The sequence below is a fragment of the Flavobacterium sp. genome, assembly GCF_031537875.1.
Lineage (GTDB): Bacteria > Bacteroidota > Bacteroidia > Flavobacteriales > Flavobacteriaceae > Flavobacterium.
Window position 1 is genome coordinate 312,021 of record NZ_JAVKNB010000010.1, and the last position, 17,489, is coordinate 329,509.

At 31.9% G+C, this 17,489-nt stretch carries 19 protein-coding genes; 6 read left to right on the forward strand and 13 right to left on the reverse strand.

Features of this window, described 5'->3' with window-relative positions:
• Window positions 1-17 precede the first annotated feature (17 nt).
• Entirely contained in the window at window positions 18-680 is a 663-nt protein-coding gene (locus RMR09_RS06590; protein WP_310595002.1) for a response regulator transcription factor, read from the reverse strand.
• A gap of 137 nt (window positions 681-817) precedes the next feature.
• Window positions 818-1,231 (reverse strand): DUF4293 domain-containing protein, encoded by a 414-nt coding sequence (locus tag RMR09_RS06595; RefSeq protein WP_310595003.1) that lies wholly within the window; start codon window positions 1,229-1,231, stop codon window positions 818-820.
• Window positions 1,232-1,418: 187 nt separating this feature from the next.
• Between RMR09_RS06595 and rho the strand changes: the two genes are divergently transcribed.
• Window positions 1,419-3,119 carry a transcription termination factor Rho gene (gene rho / locus RMR09_RS06600; protein ID WP_310595004.1) on the forward strand — a complete coding sequence of 567 codons (1,701 nt, stop codon included), beginning with the start codon at window positions 1,419-1,421 and terminating at the stop codon, window positions 3,117-3,119.
• Between the two features lie 65 nt (window positions 3,120-3,184).
• Here the strand turns inward: rho and RMR09_RS06605 are convergent, their stop codons facing one another.
• The 3 genes from RMR09_RS06605 to RMR09_RS06615 all read right to left on the reverse strand — a co-directional run bounded on the left by RMR09_RS06605 (window position 3,185) and on the right by RMR09_RS06615 (window position 7,524).
• Window positions 3,185-4,402: a methyltransferase domain-containing protein gene (locus RMR09_RS06605; protein WP_310595005.1), complete on the reverse strand. Its 1,218-nt coding sequence runs from the start codon at window positions 4,400-4,402 to the stop codon at window positions 3,185-3,187.
• A 117-nt stretch (window positions 4,403-4,519) separates the two neighbouring features.
• On the reverse strand, window positions 4,520-6,481 hold the full coding sequence (locus RMR09_RS06610) for a KUP/HAK/KT family potassium transporter (protein ID WP_310595006.1): 1,962 nt from the start codon (window positions 6,479-6,481) through the stop codon (window positions 4,520-4,522).
• Window positions 6,482-6,591: 110 nt separating this feature from the next.
• A complete protein-coding gene (locus tag RMR09_RS06615; RefSeq protein WP_310595007.1) occupies window positions 6,592-7,524 on the reverse strand; it encodes a hypothetical protein in 933 nt (310 codons plus the stop codon).
• A gap of 117 nt (window positions 7,525-7,641) precedes the next feature.
• Here RMR09_RS06615 and RMR09_RS06620 point away from each other — a divergent pair, with 117 nt between their 5' ends.
• The gene (locus tag RMR09_RS06620; RefSeq protein WP_310595008.1) at window positions 7,642-8,685 is read left to right on the forward strand and encodes an oxidoreductase; all 1,044 of its coding nucleotides are present in this window, start codon (window positions 7,642-7,644) and stop codon (window positions 8,683-8,685) included.
• A gap of 47 nt (window positions 8,686-8,732) precedes the next feature.
• Here the strand turns inward: RMR09_RS06620 and RMR09_RS06625 are convergent, their stop codons facing one another.
• From RMR09_RS06625 to RMR09_RS06645, 5 genes are all read right to left on the reverse strand, one after another.
• Window positions 8,733-9,194, reverse strand: coding sequence for a sensor of ECF-type sigma factor (locus tag RMR09_RS06625; RefSeq protein ID WP_310595009.1), 462 nt, complete (start codon window positions 9,192-9,194; stop codon window positions 8,733-8,735).
• A 23-nt stretch (window positions 9,195-9,217) separates the two neighbouring features.
• The gene (locus RMR09_RS06630) at window positions 9,218-9,631 is read right to left on the reverse strand and encodes a hypothetical protein (protein ID WP_310595010.1); all 414 of its coding nucleotides are present in this window, start codon (window positions 9,629-9,631) and stop codon (window positions 9,218-9,220) included.
• Between the two features lie 34 nt (window positions 9,632-9,665).
• The gene (locus tag RMR09_RS06635; RefSeq protein ID WP_310595011.1) at window positions 9,666-10,208 is read right to left on the reverse strand and encodes an RNA polymerase sigma factor; all 543 of its coding nucleotides are present in this window, start codon (window positions 10,206-10,208) and stop codon (window positions 9,666-9,668) included.
• Window positions 10,209-10,262: 54 nt separating this feature from the next.
• Window positions 10,263-11,354, reverse strand: a complete 1,092-nt coding sequence (locus tag RMR09_RS06640) for an SRPBCC family protein (protein ID WP_310595012.1) — start codon at window positions 11,352-11,354, stop codon at window positions 10,263-10,265.
• Window positions 11,355-11,430: 76 nt separating this feature from the next.
• Window positions 11,431-11,619, reverse strand: a complete 189-nt coding sequence (locus RMR09_RS06645; protein WP_310595013.1) for a hypothetical protein — start codon at window positions 11,617-11,619, stop codon at window positions 11,431-11,433.
• Between the two features lie 80 nt (window positions 11,620-11,699).
• Between RMR09_RS06645 and RMR09_RS06650 the strand changes: the two genes are divergently transcribed.
• Window positions 11,700-12,086, forward strand: coding sequence for a nucleoside triphosphate pyrophosphohydrolase family protein (locus RMR09_RS06650; protein ID WP_310595014.1), 387 nt, complete (start codon window positions 11,700-11,702; stop codon window positions 12,084-12,086).
• Window positions 12,087-12,158: 72 nt separating this feature from the next.
• On the opposite strand, the gene RMR09_RS06655 is transcribed toward RMR09_RS06650, so the two are convergent.
• Window positions 12,159-13,226, reverse strand: a complete 1,068-nt coding sequence (locus RMR09_RS06655; RefSeq protein WP_310595015.1) for a branched-chain amino acid aminotransferase — start codon at window positions 13,224-13,226, stop codon at window positions 12,159-12,161.
• Between the two features lie 302 nt (window positions 13,227-13,528).
• Between RMR09_RS06655 and mnmD the strand changes: the two genes are divergently transcribed.
• Window positions 13,529-14,191 carry a tRNA (5-methylaminomethyl-2-thiouridine)(34)-methyltransferase MnmD gene (mnmD, locus tag RMR09_RS06660; RefSeq protein WP_310595016.1) on the forward strand — a complete coding sequence of 221 codons (663 nt, stop codon included), beginning with the start codon at window positions 13,529-13,531 and terminating at the stop codon, window positions 14,189-14,191.
• A gap of 124 nt (window positions 14,192-14,315) precedes the next feature.
• A complete protein-coding gene (locus RMR09_RS06665) occupies window positions 14,316-14,513 on the forward strand; it encodes a hypothetical protein (RefSeq protein ID WP_310595017.1) in 198 nt (65 codons plus the stop codon).
• A 28-nt stretch (window positions 14,514-14,541) separates the two neighbouring features.
• Here RMR09_RS06665 and RMR09_RS06670 read toward each other — a convergent pair whose 3' ends face one another.
• Window positions 14,542-15,483, reverse strand: a complete 942-nt coding sequence (locus RMR09_RS06670; RefSeq protein ID WP_310595018.1) for a LysR substrate-binding domain-containing protein — start codon at window positions 15,481-15,483, stop codon at window positions 14,542-14,544.
• A gap of 105 nt (window positions 15,484-15,588) precedes the next feature.
• Between RMR09_RS06670 and can the strand changes: the two genes are divergently transcribed.
• A complete protein-coding gene (gene can, locus RMR09_RS06675) occupies window positions 15,589-16,227 on the forward strand; it encodes a carbonate dehydratase (RefSeq protein WP_310595019.1) in 639 nt (212 codons plus the stop codon).
• A gap of 33 nt (window positions 16,228-16,260) precedes the next feature.
• Here can and RMR09_RS06680 read toward each other — a convergent pair whose 3' ends face one another.
• Entirely contained in the window at window positions 16,261-17,463 is a 1,203-nt protein-coding gene (locus RMR09_RS06680) for an LETM1-related biofilm-associated protein (RefSeq protein ID WP_310595020.1), read from the reverse strand.
• Window positions 17,464-17,489 lie beyond the last annotated feature (26 nt).

Sequence of the window (17,489 nt, forward strand, 5' to 3'; positions counted from 1 at the left end):
GCTTTTGAAAACAGATGTTACGATTTGATTAGGTTATTTTTAATAGCATACTTAACTAACCCAATGGTGTTTTTTGCGCCAATTTTTTTCATAATATTTTTACGGTGGGTTTCTACCGTATTAGTGCTAATGAATAATTTGTCGCTAATTTCTTTTCCGCTTAGCTCTAGCGATATTAAAGTAATTACTTCCAATTCTCTTTCAGTAAGAAGGGTATTAGCTAAGGAGAAGTCTTTGTTTACTTTTTGATTGTCTCTGGTAACCAAATTGAAAATTTTCTCTCGAACGGATTTGCAGAAATAATCTTCTTCATTTCGAACGGCATAAATGGCTTCTACAATGTTTTCACCGGCGCATTTTTTAGTAAGATAACCATTCGCGCCTAGACGCATGACTTCTTTGATAAGTTTTAAATCGTCATAGCTTGATAAGATAATTACTTTACAAGGAATGCCTTTTTGAGCAAATTCTTTAATTACTTCAATGCCATCTTTCTCTGGCATATTCAAATCTAAAATTAAAATATCAGCTTGAGTTGTTATGACCTCTTCGTATAAGTCTTTTCCGTCTAAAGAAAATCCTACGACTTCAAAGTCTGGAATAGTTTTCAATAAAAATTGTATACCATCAAGAAGTACTTGATGATCATCGGCTAAGTAGATTTTAATTTTTTCACTCATAGGTTTGGGAATTGTATTTTCAAATGTAAGAAAATTTGACTAAGAGCTGTTATTTTTCTTCAAAATAGAATAAAAATGAAAAACCCGAATGGGTTACATTCGGGTTTTCGTCGCACTAATAAACTAAGTTTATAGGTTTACCTCAATCGATCCACAGATTTTACAAGATCTTCGTCCTTCTTGATGGCCTTATTAGCAAAACCTAATAATACGATAGCCAAGATAGGTAGAAACATCCCAATACCCTTCTCAGAAACTGCAGGAGTTTCTCCGGATAAATTTAGTGAATGATAAACAAATAATCCTAATAAAATTAAATTTAATATGATGTTCAATCTGCCAATAACAAATTGATTTTGTCTCTTTTTAAAAGAAATAATACTCAACAAAGTTAATGTTGTACTTAATCCAAAAAGGATAACATACAATTGGTTTTGCATAAAAAGAAAGTCTTTTCCATCTGCTGTTGACCATAAAGGAAAAATAAAAGGTAATACACCTGTTATTACAAAAGCAAGAAGTAAATATAAAGTTTGAATTCTTTGTATCATTGTTTTCTTATTCTCCCACAAAAATATAGTTTCTTTTTTATAAATACTATTGTATGATAAAAAAATATTCGTATTATTGCATAACAAATCCGTAAGCACTTCATACTACGGACAATCCAAAAAAAACTTTACTACCTATCTTTTACAATTAAGTTTCCTAAAAATAAATTAAACCCATAGAACATTCATGTTTGATATTTCTGCATTAAAAGAAATGAAGCTTTCTGAGCTTCAAGAAATAGCTAAATTGGCTAAAACCATAAAATTTAACGGAGTAAAAAAAGAGGACTTGATTGCTCAAATTTTAGAGCAACAAGCTAAGTCGTCAGATTCAGTCGATTCTTCGAAAGAAGTCAGTGCTGAAAAGCCAAAAAGAGCCCGAATCACAGCTTCGAAAAAGGAAACAGTCGCATCTGCTTCAGAAAGAATTGTTGATGTAGAAGTAATTCCAAATTCAAAATCAGAAGAAACAACTCCTGAGAATTCAAATGAACCAAGCGACAAAAAAGCTCCGAAAGTAGTTAAATTTAATAAGTCGGCTTACGAACAAAAATTAGCTAAAAAAGAAGTGGCTCCTAAAGAAAATGAAGGAGAACCTGAATTGCCTTTGGAATCAACTACTAATGAAGGTGGAGAAGCTCCAACTGTTAATAAAAAAGTAAATCCAAATCAGCTAAATAAACAAAACCAGAACCCTAATCAAAATGGGAATGGAAATCAAAATCCGAATCAAAAGAATAAGAAAAATAATTTTGGACATTCAGATTATGAATTTGACGGAATCATCGAAAGTGAAGGGGTATTAGAAATGATGCCTGATGGATATGGTTTCTTGCGTTCATCGGATTATAATTATTTGGCTTCGCCAGATGATATTTATTTATCGACTTCTCAAATTCGATTGTTTGGTTTAAAAACAGGAGATACTGTAAAAGGAGTGGTTCGTCCTCCAAAAGAAGGGGAGAAGTTTTTCCCATTGGTTCGTGTATTAAAAATTAATGGACATGATCCACAAGTAGTTCGTGATCGTGTTTCTTTTGAGCATTTAACACCTGTTTTTCCAAAAGAAAAATTCAAATTGGCCGAAAAACAAAGTACTATTTCGACAAGAATTATTGATTTGTTTTCTCCGATAGGAAAAGGACAACGTGGTATGATTGTAGCGCAACCCAAAACAGGTAAAACAATGTTGTTAAAAGACATTGCCAATGCTATTGCTGCCAATCATCCTGAAGTGTACTTGATTGTTCTTTTGATTGATGAACGTCCAGAAGAGGTGACTGATATGCAACGTAGTGTTCGTGGTGAAGTTATTGCTTCTACTTTTGATAGAGAACCACAAGAACACGTTAAAATTGCGAATATTGTTTTAGAAAAAGCCAAACGTTTGGTAGAATGCGGACACGATGTAGTCATTCTTTTAGACTCGATTACTCGTCTAGCAAGAGCGTATAACACGGTTCAACCTGCCTCAGGAAAAGTATTGAGTGGAGGTGTTGATGCTAATGCGTTACAAAAACCAAAACGTTTCTTTGGAGCGGCTCGTAATGTAGAAAATGGAGGTTCATTGAGTATTATTGCAACTGCTTTGACCGAAACAGGTTCTAAAATGGATGAGGTGATTTTTGAAGAATTCAAAGGAACAGGTAATATGGAATTGCAATTGGATAGAAAAATTGCTAACAAACGTATCTTCCCAGCTATTGATTTAACCTCTTCAAGCACGCGAAGAGATGATTTATTGTTAGATCCTCAAACTTTGCAACGTATGTGGATTATGCGTAAATATTTATCAGATATGAATCCTGTGGAAGCAATGGATTTTATCAATGATAGATTCAAAAAGACTAGAAATAATGAAGAATTCTTGATTTCAATGAATGATTAATTCTGAACTATAAATACATAAAAAAAGTCCCAATTTGGGACTTTTTTTATGATTATAACTTTCGATTAAGCGTTTTTACGTTCTAATAAGGCCATGTAAAAACCATCAAAACCAGATTCTGAAGCTAATATTTTGCGATCTTCAATAAACTGAAATTGTTTTCCAATTTCGGTTGTTAAGAAACGTTGTACTTGTTCTTGGTTTTCTGAAGGTAAAACAGAGCAAGTAGCATACACTAATTTTCCTCCTGGTTTTACAATTTTAGAATAGTTTTCTAACACTTCTGCTTGAACTTTACGGATGTTGTCTATAAATTCAGGTTGTAATTTCCATTTGGCATCTGGGTTTCTTTTTAAAACCCCTAAACCACTACAAGGTGCGTCTATCAAAACACGATCTGCTTTTTCGTGTAATTTTTTAATGACTTTAGTAGAGTCAATAATTCGGTATTCAATATTGAAAGCACTGTTTCTTTTGGCTCTTAGTTTTAATTGCTTCAATTTACTTTCGTACAAATCCATAGCAATCAATTGTCCTTTATTTTCCATTAAAGAAGCAATATGTAAGGTTTTTCCACCCGCACCTGCACAAGTATCTACGACACGCATTCCTGGTTTTACATCAAGGAAAGCAGCCACTAATTGTGAGTTAGCATCTTGAACTTCAAAAAAACCTTGTTTGAATGCATCGGTTAAAAATACATTTGCTCTTTCTTTTAAAACTAAAGCATCTGGTTGGTCTTTCAAATATTCGGTTTCGATATTCAAATCCATTAAGATGGCTTTCAGTTTTTCTTTGGTAGTTTTTAAAGTATTGACACGAAGAATTACTTTAGCAGGTTGGTTTTGAGCTGCAATTTCTTTTGCCCAAACCTTTTCTCCTAATTCTTTCACGCCCAATTCATCCATCCAATCCGGAATCGATTCTTTGAATGTTCTGATTTTAGATAATTCATCAAAACGACCTTTAATTTTTCGTTCTGGAGTACCTTCTAATTGGCGCCAATCCGGAATTGGATATCCTCTCAAAACCGCCCAAACAGAAAATATTCTCCATAGATTGTCTCGGTCAAAAGGTTCTTTTACTTCAGCAATTTCAGAATATAATCGTTTCCAACGTACAATTTCATAAATCGTTTCGGCTACAAATTTTCTATCGGAACTTCCCCAACGTTTGTCTTTTTTTAAGGAACGTGCTACCACTTTATCTGCATATTCTCCTTCGTTGAATATTGCATTTAAAGCATCAATGGTAGTATAAACTAAATTTCTATGTAATCTCATTTTAAATAATTGAATTGCAAAGGTACTATTTATTGGTGTGAAAGCTAAATTTTAATGTTCTAAATAAAAAGACACTGTCGTGAAACAGTGTCTTTAGTATGTGTAGACAATCCAGTTTTATTTAACTCTTGTCAATCCTATGTTTTCTGGTGCATGAAGTACCATTGGGAATTTTTCAATTTTCACCGAACTACTATCTAATCCAAAGGCTCTTTCTTCAGATAAGCTGAGTTTTTTGATGAAGAAATACGAATTCATAACTAATTTTTCATGCCACAATAAATCACTATCATTAGATAAAAATTTCTCAGACAATACAAACTTAAAGTCTCCAAGGATGTTGTTTTTGTTCAATGATTCGTAACGACTTGTAATATCTACTTCACCTTTTTTAACCATGTCTTTTAGAACTTCGCGGAACATTAGATTGATTTTAGTAGGTTCTCTAAATCCTAAATTAAAGTCAACACGGTACAAATCGTCTTTTAAGATTTCGGTTACTTTATATTCTGTTTTATAAGGTTCAGTTAAAATGTTCACGTGAACAAACCAATAAATGTCAGCTCTTTTGGGTCTTTTTTGTAGAATAGAATACATTACTTTTTCTTCAATTTCATCCACTCTTCCTGCATTGGTCATATACACCAAATGGGTTGCGTATTTTGGAATTGATAAATCAGCACTTAATTCGCCCAATACTTTTTTATAGTCTTCAATCTTAACAATTTTAGTGTAAGCCTTGTTGATTTTCTTAGCTAGGTACCAAATGGTCATAATAGAAATAAGTAGCATTGCTATGAAAAGAGTAACATAACCACCTTCGGCAAATTTGGTAATATTGGCAGCTAGGAAACTAAATTCAATCATTAAATAAATGCTAATTAATGGAACGTATAAGAACCATTTAACTCGTTTCATTATCAAATAGTAATTCAATAAAAGAGTCGTCATAATCATGCAAAGGATAATAGCTAAACCATACGCATGTTCCATATTGCTAGATTCTTCAAAATGCAAGACGATACCCACACAACCAAAGAATAATAACCAGTTGATAGAAGGGATATATAGCTGACCTTTTAGCTCGGTTGGGTATTTGATTTTGACTTTTGGCCAGAAATTCAAACGCATGGCTTCATTGATTAAGGTAAATGAACCACTAATTAACGCTTGAGAGGCAATTACAGCTGCCAAAGTAGCTACTACAATTCCGATAGGTTGGAACCAATCGGCCATAATTAGGTAAAATGGGTTTCCATTTTTCCCACCTAAACTTTCTAGTGATTGTCCTTCGTGGTGTATCAAATAAGCACCTTGACCAAAATAGTTTAGAACTAAAGCTATCTTTACAAAAATCCAACTGATTCGAATATTTTTACGTCCGCAATGCCCCATGTCCGAATACAATGCCTCAGCTCCAGTAGTACATAAGAATACAAAACCAAGTACAAAAAAACCATCTGGATGAATTGATAATAAATGATAGGCGTAGTAAGGATTTAGTGCATTTAGCACTTCTATGTGTTTGAAAATTTGAATACCACCTAAAATCGCTAACATGCTAAACCAAATTAACATCATAGGAGCAAAAAACTTTCCAACTAATTTGGTTCCAAATTGTTGAATGGTAAATAGTATAAATAAAATTCCGATTACGATTGGAATGGTATTGATTTCAGGATAAAAGGTTCTAACTCCCTCAACAGCAGAGGATACTGAGATAGGAGGGGTAATGATTCCATCGGCTAGTAAAGCACTTCCTCCAATAATGGCAGGAACAATCAACCATCGAATTTTTGTTTTTTTGACTAAAGCATATAAGGCAAAAATTCCACCTTCGCCATGGTTGTCAGCACTTAAGGTGATGAGTACGTATTTAATTGTAGTTTGCAGAGTAAGTGTCCAAAAAACACAAGAGATTCCACCTAAAACAATATCGGCATTAATTATATGGTCGCCAAGGATGGCTTTCATTACATACAAAGGAGAAGTTCCAATGTCACCATATATAATTCCTAAAGAAACTAATAAACCGCCAAGTGTTAATTTACTATGGAGATCTTTGTGCGCTACGCTCATGATATTTAATTAAAAAGTGGGCAAATTTACTCTTTTTAAATAAATTAGGGTAAAAAATAACAAAAAAACACGGAGACTATTTCCGTGTTTTTAATGATTCTAATTTAATGTTAATTTCGTCTATGGTTTTCTCTAGAACCTCTTCCATTTTCTTTCGTTGACGGAAGCGTTACATATTGATTTCTATTACGTTGAATTTCCACCTCTTTAATTTCTAAAGGTCTATTTTGTGTCATTTCTCTTCTGTAATTTGTTCTTTGAATATCGTTACCACTTCTATATTGTCTATCATTATTACGATAATATTCATTGGAGTTGCGTTGTGTAAAACCTCGATGATTGGTATCGTATTCATCTCTATTTGAGTAACTATAGTTGGGGCGTTGGTTTTCGTATCTAGATGGGTAGCGATATTCAGATTGATAATTTTTTCTATAATTTACATATTTGTAATTATTGTTACTGTTTATACAAAAAGAGATGTTGCGACGGTATTTGTATATTGGGTATGGATTCCAAGTATAGTAAGCTCGAGGATAATAATTCCATTTCCAATTAGAATAGTAGGGACGGTAATTTGAAGTCCAAAATAGACTTAATAAACTCGGAGAACTATAATATACGGGTTCATAAATGTAGTTTGGGCCGTATAAATTGGTATTCCCTACAATTTGAATACTCACTCTGTCATAGTAATCTTTTGCTACATCAATTGTGGCTACATCTTGATAAATGTCACTATTAATAACGGCTTGAATTAGAATGACATGAGTTTGGTTTTCAATGGATTCTACAACTCTAAGGTAATCTACCTGATTGTCATTATTCAAATCCAAGTTAGATAATTGAAGTTTTGGGTCGTTTAGTCTTCTTTCGAAATCTTCTAAATTTTGTGATTCTCCAAATACAGATGCAACGGCTCTTAAATCTAAATTGGCACTAATTTCACTATTCATTGCATTTATTTGAGTTCTATTTTGTGCTTGTATCTGTGTTGTACAAAAAGTGATGATTGCACTTAAAAAAAATAAATTCGTTTTCATAATAAGTCAATTTAAGATTAGTAGTTATAACTTTCCAATTACTATGCCAATAATTGATTCTAAGATTTCGGATAGGTTGTAATTAATTGTATTTTAGCTTTCTAAATTTCTGTTTTTATGAATAAAATAATTCTCACTCTAGTTTTTGGTCTTCTTTTTTGGTCTTGTAAATCACAGAATGTAAATACGAATCACTTTACTTCAGTAACTATTGATACTTTATTTCAAGATAAAATTAGCATTCGAGCGTTGACTTTGGATCAAAATAAAGTTTGGTATGCAGCTGATAAATCAAGATTTGGTTTTTTTGATTTGACATTGAATCAAAAGAAAGAAGTTCAGATACCTTTTGAGAAAAGTGTTGAGTTCAGGAGTATAGCTCAAACAAATAAGTATGTATTTATTATTAGTGTTGCGAATCCCGCTTTGTTGTACCGAATTTCAAAAGAGGATTTTAGCTATAAATTGGTATATCAAGAAAATCATGAGAAGGTATTTTATGATAGTATGCAATTTTGGAATGATAAAGAAGGTGTTGCTATCGGAGACCCACTAGAAGGAAGTTTTTCAATTATCACCACTCGAGATGGAGGAAATTCTTGGCAAAAAATACCAGCCAATCAAATCCCGAAATTAGAAGAAGGTGAAGCTGCTTTTGCCGCTAGTAATACTAATATCGTAATCAAAGGAAATACTACCTGGATCGTATCTGGAGGAAAGAAATCGAGAGTATTTTCTTCAAAAGACAAAGGGAAGAGCTGGACAGTTTATGAAACACCAATGGTGCAAGGAAAACAAATGACAGGAATATTCACGGCGGATTTTTATGACTCTGAAATAGGATTTATTTCTGGAGGTAATTACGAAGTTCTAACTCAAAATTTTGACAATAAAGCGCGAACCACTAATGGAGGAAAGACGTGGGATTTAGTGGCGCAAAACCAAGGTTTTGGATATGCTTCTTGTGTACAATATGTTCCCCATAGCAATGGAAAAGGATTAGTTAGTGTGGGAGCTTCTGGTTTGTTTTATTCGAATGATGGCGGAGATAATTGGAAGCAATTAGCATTAGATAATACTCTTTATACGATCCGATTTTTAAATGATTTTACAGCTATTGCTGCTGGTAAAAATAAATTGATTCGAATTCAGTTTAAATAAAATAACCACCCTAACGAGGATGGCTATTGGAAGTTATTAAGCAATAATTATTCTTTCTTATTACCGCGATCTCTATATTGATGTAGTAATTTTCTATTGAAATCTTCTTCGGATTTTTTTAGTTTTAAAATTTTAGATGCAGGGAGAATATTTCGTAGTGTAGCGGTTAATTTTTTTCGCAACATAAATATTTCTTCATCATTGCTTTCCATTTGATTTAAGAAAGTACTGGCTTCTTTTTCGGTCATCTGACTAACAGAACCATCTTTTATTTTTTTTATAAAAGCGCCCATTTTTTGATGTCTCAATTCAAATTGTTTGTCTTCAAAAGCATTATATACAGGCCAAAATTTTTCTGCTTCAGCTGACGTTAAGTCTAATTCGGTAGTTAGAAAAGCTACTTTCATAGTTTTAATCTGTTCTCTTTTTTCTTTCATTTTCTCACCTTGAGCGTAAAAGTTGAGAGAAGAAAATAATACAAGGATGGGTAGTATTTTTAATAGTTTCATAATCGTATGTTATTGCAATAAATTTATTCTGAAATCAGTCGTTCTAAATCTGGGTTTGTGGTTAATACATCTTCTACAGTTTCCTCTTTTAAGGTCGTTGTAGGGTGTATTTTATTGATGTCTGTTTCTTCTAATTCGCTAATTAATTCATAAGGATTTATATCCGTTTGATAGGTCAAGTGATTCTCTAAAGTAGTTGTGTCTAATTCTTCACTAGTTGTCGAAAACTGATTGTAAATAGGAAGTAGCAAGGCAATAATTACAACAGCTGCTACAGCAAAAAACAGATTTTTTCTTCTTTGAAAAAGAGGTACCACTTTACTTTTTTCTTCAGGTAATTGTGAAAGTACCTTTTTAGAAAAATCATCAAAGTAATGCTCTGGGATTGTAAATCCTGATTCAATTTTTGGTTCGTTTTCTAATTTAAATGTTTTCATAACTATCGTTTAGACTAATAAGAATTTAAAAGGTTTAATTTGAAGTAATATAGGCTTCTATTTTTTTTACGGCATGATGGTAAGAAGCTTTTAATGCTCCTACAGAAGTTTCTAAAATAGTAGCGATTTCTTCATATTTTAATTCTTCAAAATATTTCATTTTGAATACTAGTTGTTGCTTTTGCGGTAAAAGTGCAATTGCTTTTTGTAATTTGATTTGAATTTCATTTCCATCAAAATAAACATCAGCTTTTAAATTGTCAATTGTCTTATTCTGTAATTCTTCGGTTGAGACTTTATTCTTTTGTGCTTTTTGTTTAATAAAAGTCAAAGCTTCATTTGTCGCAATACGGTACATCCATGAAAATAGTTTACTATCTCCTTTAAAGTTTTTGAGATTTTGAAATACTTTAATAAATGTATTTTGTAACACATCATCAGCATCATCATGATTCAATACAATGTTTCTAATATGATGGTACAAAGGTTTTTGATAATCTTGCAAGAGCTTCTGAAACGCTTCATTCTGCGTTTTAGGATGTAATAATTCTTGAATAAATTCTTTTTCTTCTTGCAAAGCTTCTATTTAACTAATTAGAATAGCATTTATCCAAAAGGTTTAATCGAAAGATTAAATTTCAGATGCAGTTGTTTCCGTTTCTGGGTTAGGTTCTTCAGTTTTAGGAACTACTTTAGGCGCACTATTTTTTGGCTTAACTGGAAAATACATTTCTGTTTTCCATTTAGAAGGATTTTTAATATCCAATTTGTTGATAGTGTACACTTCTAGATGAGCAATTTTAGAATCAGGAGTAATAACGTTTTGATTGATATAATTCTTTGATTTTTTTAAAGCTTCTTTGGTATGAGAATAGTCACCATATAAGGTGGTTTTGATTGCCGAAAAAGATTCTAATTCATCAGACATAATATCACTTCCATAACTAGTCATAATAGCTTCCTTAATTGGAACACAGATAGAAATTTTAGCTAAACCACTTTTCTCATCGTAGGTGTGATAAATTACAAATGGCTTTCCGTTAAGTTCAATTTTATTTTGTTTACAAAAAGTAATGATTTTAGGGAAAACAATTCGGGTGTTTTTTACAATAGAACTAATCTTACTAGTAAAACTTTGTTTAAGGTATGGAGTACCTAATTTTTGAACTAATCCATTTACTTTTATTTGGTAGGTATTAATTTCGTAATCTAGGCTTTTATCTAAATTGGCTAAACTTTTTTCAAATAACCCACCTATTATCCTGTTAGCACCGCCGTGAAGTGCTGTATAGATTTTATAAGAAAAACTCATTTCACCACTAGATTTCAAAGTAACTTTTGTACCTCCTAAAGTGTCTTTAAATACCCATGTAGTATTAAATTCAGTTCCATCCCAATTCATTTTTTGTGTAATACTATCATTTTCTTTTACAGAGAAAGTTTGAATAGTTCCATTGCCATCAATTCCTTCCCACATACATTTAGCTCCTTTACCGATGGTAGTTTTAGGATAATGTGTTCTTGTTGTAGCATCTTCTACCATAAAGGCCATAAAATCTTCCCAGTTTTGATAATCATTTACATAATTGTATAGATCAGCTTTTGAAGTATGAATTACTTTGCTTCGTTCTATAGTAAAACTCCCTTTTTGTGTTGCAATAAAAACAGAAAAAGAAATAAAACTAAGTAATAGTAAAAGGAAGATGTATTTTAAGATTTTCATGTTGGGTGCCAATTTAGGTTTCTTTAGTAAAGTTAGTTCTTTTATTCGAAAATGATAATGAATAATTAGAAATAAACTAACGTTTGAAGAAAATCTTGATTACAAATAGTAACCCAATAAAAATAAGAAATCCTAACAATATTTTATAATTCCCTTTATAGAATAGTTGATGTAATTTAGCGTCTTTTCGATAGGAAAAAACCATTGCTATTACAAAAGCTATGAAGAAAAGAAGAGCGAAGATCAATTGTCCTGTACTAAACATATGTTGAAAATTTTATAGCAAATTTAGTCATTTGTTCAGGAATAGTTATTACTTTTCCAATTCATTTAATGAAATATAATATGCAGAAACAAATTAAAGCGGTAAAGGAATTTCATACCGCATTCCGAATAGGTCATAGCGAATCTCCAATTGCTGATTTAGGCGAAGCCAAAAAATACCTTCGTTATAATTTGATGAAAGAAGAAAATGAAGAATATCTAGAAGCGGTCTTGAATAACGACTTAGTTGAAATTGCAGATGCTTTAGGCGACATGATGTACATACTTTGTGGGACTATTATAGAGCATGGTTTACAACATAAAATAGAAGAAGTTTTTGACGAAATTCAACGTTCTAATATGAGTAAATTAGGTGAAGATGGAAATCCAATTTACAGAGAAGACGGTAAGGTAATGAAAGGACCTAACTATTTTAAACCGGATTTTTCTAAAATATTAGGAGAATAATTGATGCCAATTTAGGACATAAAAAAAGCGATTTTCATTTGAAAATCGCTTTTTTATTTAAGTGAAGAATAATTATACTTTTACGGTCCAACCAAAAGTATCTTCAGCTAATTTATTTTGAATATTCGTCAATTTTAATTTCAAATCAGCAGCAACTGAATGCTCTAATTTAGGTAATTCGTAGTAGTGATCTTTATAAGAGAATCCGGCAATTGGACTGATAACAGCTGCAGTTCCTGCTCCAAAAATCTCTTTCAAACTTCCGTTATTAGCAGCTTCCACTAATTCATTTACTAATACTGAACGAACTTCTACAGTAATACCTTCTCTTTTAGCTAAATCAATAAGTGTTTTTCTAGTAACCCCATCAAGTATTCTTTCGCTTGTTGGTGCAGTGAATAAGGTATCATTTATTCTGAAGAAAACGTTCATGGTTCCTGCTTCTTCTAATTTAGTGTGTGTAGCGTCATCTGTCCAAATAACTTGTTGAAAACCTTCTTTGTTGGCTAAATTCGTTGGGTAGAATTGACCAGCATAATTTCCAGCCGCTTTTGCAGCACCAATTCCGCCATTTGCCGCTCTACTATAATGTTCTGCAACAATTACTTTGACTTCGCCTGCATAATACGATTTAACAGGAGATAAGATAATCATGAATTTATAGTTATCAGAAGGGTTAGCAATTACTCCCGTACCAGTTCCAATCATGAATGGTCTAATATACATGGAGTTTCCATTTCCTTTTTTTACCCAAGCTTGATCAATTTTAAGCAATTCTTTTAGTCCATTCATGAAGATGTCTTCAGGAACTTCGGGCATCGCCATTCTAACTGCTGATTTATTGAAACGTTTGAAATTTTCATCAGGTCTGAACAACCAAATGGCGTCTTGCTCGTCTTTGTAAGCTTTCATACCTTCAAAAATAGCTTGTCCGTAATGAAATACACGTGTAGACGGATCAACTAAAAAAGGTGCGTAAGGTTTAATAGTTGGTGTCTGCCATTCTCCATTTTTAAAATCACATTCAAATAAATGGTCTGTAAAAACAGCGCCAAAACTTAAATTTTCAAAGTCTACTTCATTAATTTTTGAAGTAGTTGATGGTATAATTTCAATTTTTTTGTTTTGAGTTGCACTCATAATTAAGAATTGTTTTTTTATGGTATTAAGTAATAAGCATCAGCTTACAACATTGGAATTGGGATGTACTTATTTAATGATTACAAAATTAAATAAAAATCACTAAAAAACTTATCAAAATTGTATTAATTATAGCTATTAACTGCGATTTATGTATATTTAAAAATAATCATACAATTAAGGGTGATTTATGGGAATTATATAAAAAATATCAATTTTTTTCGAATGAAACGTTTTTGTTTTAACTAATTTTGGGCATAAAATAGAAATACTTAGTTACTACTAATCTCAAAAAACATCCATTGGAAAGAGAAATTATTCAAACTCTTGACGGCTCTACCACAATTCATTTGAAAGAATGGGACGAGTGTTATCATTCAAAACATGGTGCAATTCAAGAAGCCCAACACGTTTTTATTCAAAATGGACTCTCATTATTTCCAAATCAATCAGTATCTATTTTAGAAATAGGATTTGGTACGGGTTTAAATGCATTTATTACTTTTTTGGAATCCTCAAAATTGAATCAGTCGATTAATTATGTGGGTGTTGAGGCTTATCCTGTTAATGCTTCCGAAGTGCTTGCAATGAATTATGTGGACGAATTGAATGCAAGTCATCAGCAAATTATTTTTGAACAAATGCATGAAGGCAAATGGAACGAACAATTTGAATTAGCTTCTCATTTTATATTAACCAAGCGAAAACAATTTTTTGATGAGATTGATGATTTTCAGCAATTCGACTTGATTTATTTTGATGCTTTTGGTTACAGAGTTCAGCCCGAATTGTGGAGTACAGCTATTTTTAAAAAGATGTATGAAGCACTTCGTCCAGGAGGAAAATTAGTTACTTATGCTGCTCGAGGGGTAGTTAAAAGAAGTATGATAGAAGTTGGTTTTACAGTAGAAAAACTACCAGGTCCACCGGGAAAAAGGGAAATGTTTAGAGCAAGTAAAGGGTAAACGAGTAATTTATCTTGGATAAAATAAATTACTTAAAACTTCGTTAAATAATAGTAATTGCATTTTATATTGATGTAAATTTATGCTAATTAAAATGAACGTTTAACCCAAAATTGAATTCATTATGACAAAAGTAATGCTTGACTACACCAAATCTATTCTAGAAAGAGTCAGTTTTGATCCCGCACTTTTTTACAAAGAATTACAAAAAGCAATTAAAACTTTGCTGCCCTACGAAATGGAACAATTGAAAGAATGGTTATATAATTTCACGCATGAAAAGCCAGAATTAAAACCTTGTTTGTTAGTAATCAATACATAAAAAAAAGGAACCTTTATGGTTCCTTTTTTTATTTCTTTTGAATTGGGCTAATAATTTCAACATTTTGAAATACAATAGCTCCTTTGACTACTCCAGCTATCGTACTTCGTAAAGCATCAATGATGTGGATTTTTAATTCACTTTTCGGGAAGATTAAACTCACTTCTCGAGCAGGTTTTGGTTCTTTGAAATGACGTAACTTCTTTTTGTCAGATTCCTTTAAATCTAGGGTATGTAAATAAGGCAATAGGGTAGTACCTAGTCCTTCATCAGCAAGCTTGATTAGGGTTTCAAAACTGCCACTTTCGATTTGAAAATGGTTGATTTCGTTGCGACTATTATTTTTGCATAGATTCAAAATACCATCTCTAAAGCAATGACCGTCTTGCAATAATAGAATTTCATCTAAATTTAAGTCAGCTACTTCAATTTCTTGTTTTTGATAATGTTGGTGACTTTCTGGAATGTAAGCTACAAAAGGTTCAAAATATAAGACTATTTCTTTGATCTTTTCTTCTTGAAGCGGAGTAGCAGCAATTGCAGCATCGAGATGACCATTGTTTAATTTGGTTATAATTTCATCTGTATTGAGCTCTTCAATGATGAGTTTTACTTTTGGATATTTTTTTATGAAATTGTTTAAAAACATGGGAAGTAAAGTAGGCATAATTGTTGGGATGATTCCCAATCTAAATTCGCCGCCTACAAATCCTTTTTGTTGTTCTACAATATCTTGAATTCGATCTGCTTCATTGACGATATTTTTCGCCTGACTCACTATTTTTTGACCAATATCAGTTAATTGAATTGGTTTTTTGGTTCGATCAAAAATTTGAATATTGAGTTCTTCTTCAATTTTTTGAATTTGCATGCTTAAAGTGGGTTGCGTTACAAAGCATTTTTCAGCAGCAAGAGTGAAATTTTGGTGTTCAGCAACAGCGAGAACATATTTTAGTTGAGTAATGGTCATTTGTATAGTAAATTTTGATGCAAATATAAAAACAATCAATTTATTTTATAGTGATTAAAGGGATTTAATTTTAGACTACTTTTGATTCTACTAAGACTTTTATTTATGAGCAACGATTTTTATAAAAAGATATTAGATAATAATAAAAAATGGGTGGAGGATTCTTTGGCTCTTGACCCTGATTATTTTCAAAATTTGGCAGAAAAACAGACGCCTCCTTTATTATGGATTGGATGTTCAGATAGTAGAGTGCCTGCAAATGAAATTGTTGGAGCTAAACCTGGAGAAGTATTTGTACACAGAAATATTGCCAATATGGTAATTCATTCGGATATGAATATGTTAAGCGTTTTAGATTATGCAGTTAATGTTTTGAAAGTAAAACACATTATTGTTTGCGGACATTACGGCTGTGGTGGGGTTCAGGCAGCCATGAACAATCAATCTATAGGGATTATTGATAACTGGATTAGACATATTAAAGACATCTATCGTTTGCATAAAACCTATTTGGATGCTATTGAAGACGAAACGGAACGTTTTAATGCGTTTGTTGAAGTCAATGTAAAAGAGCAAGTTTTTGATTTGGCCAAAACTTCTATAGTACAATCAGCATGGAATTCTGGACAAGAATTGACCTTGCATGGTTGGGCTTACGGTTTGAACTCTGGATTTGTAACTGACTTGGATGTTAACTTTAGTTCTGATGTAGATTTGGATGAGGTATACCAATTAAAATTTTAAAATATAAACTGCTTTAGGGCAGTTTTTTTATGCTTATTCCTCAAGATCTAAATTCTCGTTAAATGCAGAAGGTAGTAGGGTAGGGATAAATTTAATTAACATCGGTAACAATAGACTTCCTCCCGGTAACAGGAAAATGGTTAGTGATGGGATTGTTTTGCAAATGTCTAATAATTGTTTTTTAATTTTCTTTTTCTCCTTTTCATCCAAATCTCTTCTGGTAGAATAGGCGAGCAAAACCATTAATTCTTTACTTTGAACAATCTCTTTAACTAGACGAGTTTTATTTCGAGCAATAAGTGTTACCACACTTTGAGTAGTCTGATCGTAAAAATGTTTAACAGGATTTGAATAGTTAAAGTATGGAATCTCTTTTTTATGTTGCGATATTAACGTATTGGTGTCGTTGATACTTTGTTGTACAAAATCATCAGAAACAGTAAGTGTTTCGGCTAATTGATATAAGAAATAAGATTCATTATTCTCTAATACACCATCATTCCATAGCGCCATTCCAGCAATATCAATTAGGTATTTTTTTTCCAATTCGTTAGTGAAATAATCCAAATGCAATGTTTCTAAACTTAAATTGGAGTTTTTAGAGAATTTGCTGTAGCGAATAGAAGCTTCAAAAAGTTTAATTAATAAATCGTCATATTGCGACTTATTGGTTTTTACTTTTAAAGCTAATGTGACAATATTAACAATAGTTTCTTCAATCTTTTTAAGGTACTTATCAGGAATCGTTCCGTGAATTAAATACTGACGAAAAGCCAAAACATCAATGAATAACAATGCGTTAGTTACCAAATGAGAAAAGTTTTTGCTTATGATGTTTTCATTTGTTTGAACGCGTTCATCAATAAATTTCTCAAGGGTAAGTGAAGGTGTATTTTTTGGAAGTAACTTTTTGAATAAGTTAAACTCTTCTGGATGCATTTCATTATAAAAGGATACCGTTTCTGAAATGAAATCGTTCCAATTTACCTCCTGTTTTGTGATGGTATAGACTCCAAATAACGAATTGAATAAAGCTACTTTAGAAACTTCTTCTTTGAACCAACCTTTAATTGGAATTGGTGATTTTGTATCGAGCGAAATGATGTGTCCGTATATAAACCCCGTTGCTTTTAAGTTGTCATAGAAAGAGGTGTTTTCAGGAACTAATTTCATTTCTGAAATTTTCTGTTCACTGAAAAATTTATCTATCCAACCAGGTACTGAAGGGTTTATCATCAACTTAATTTAATAATGCAAAGCTA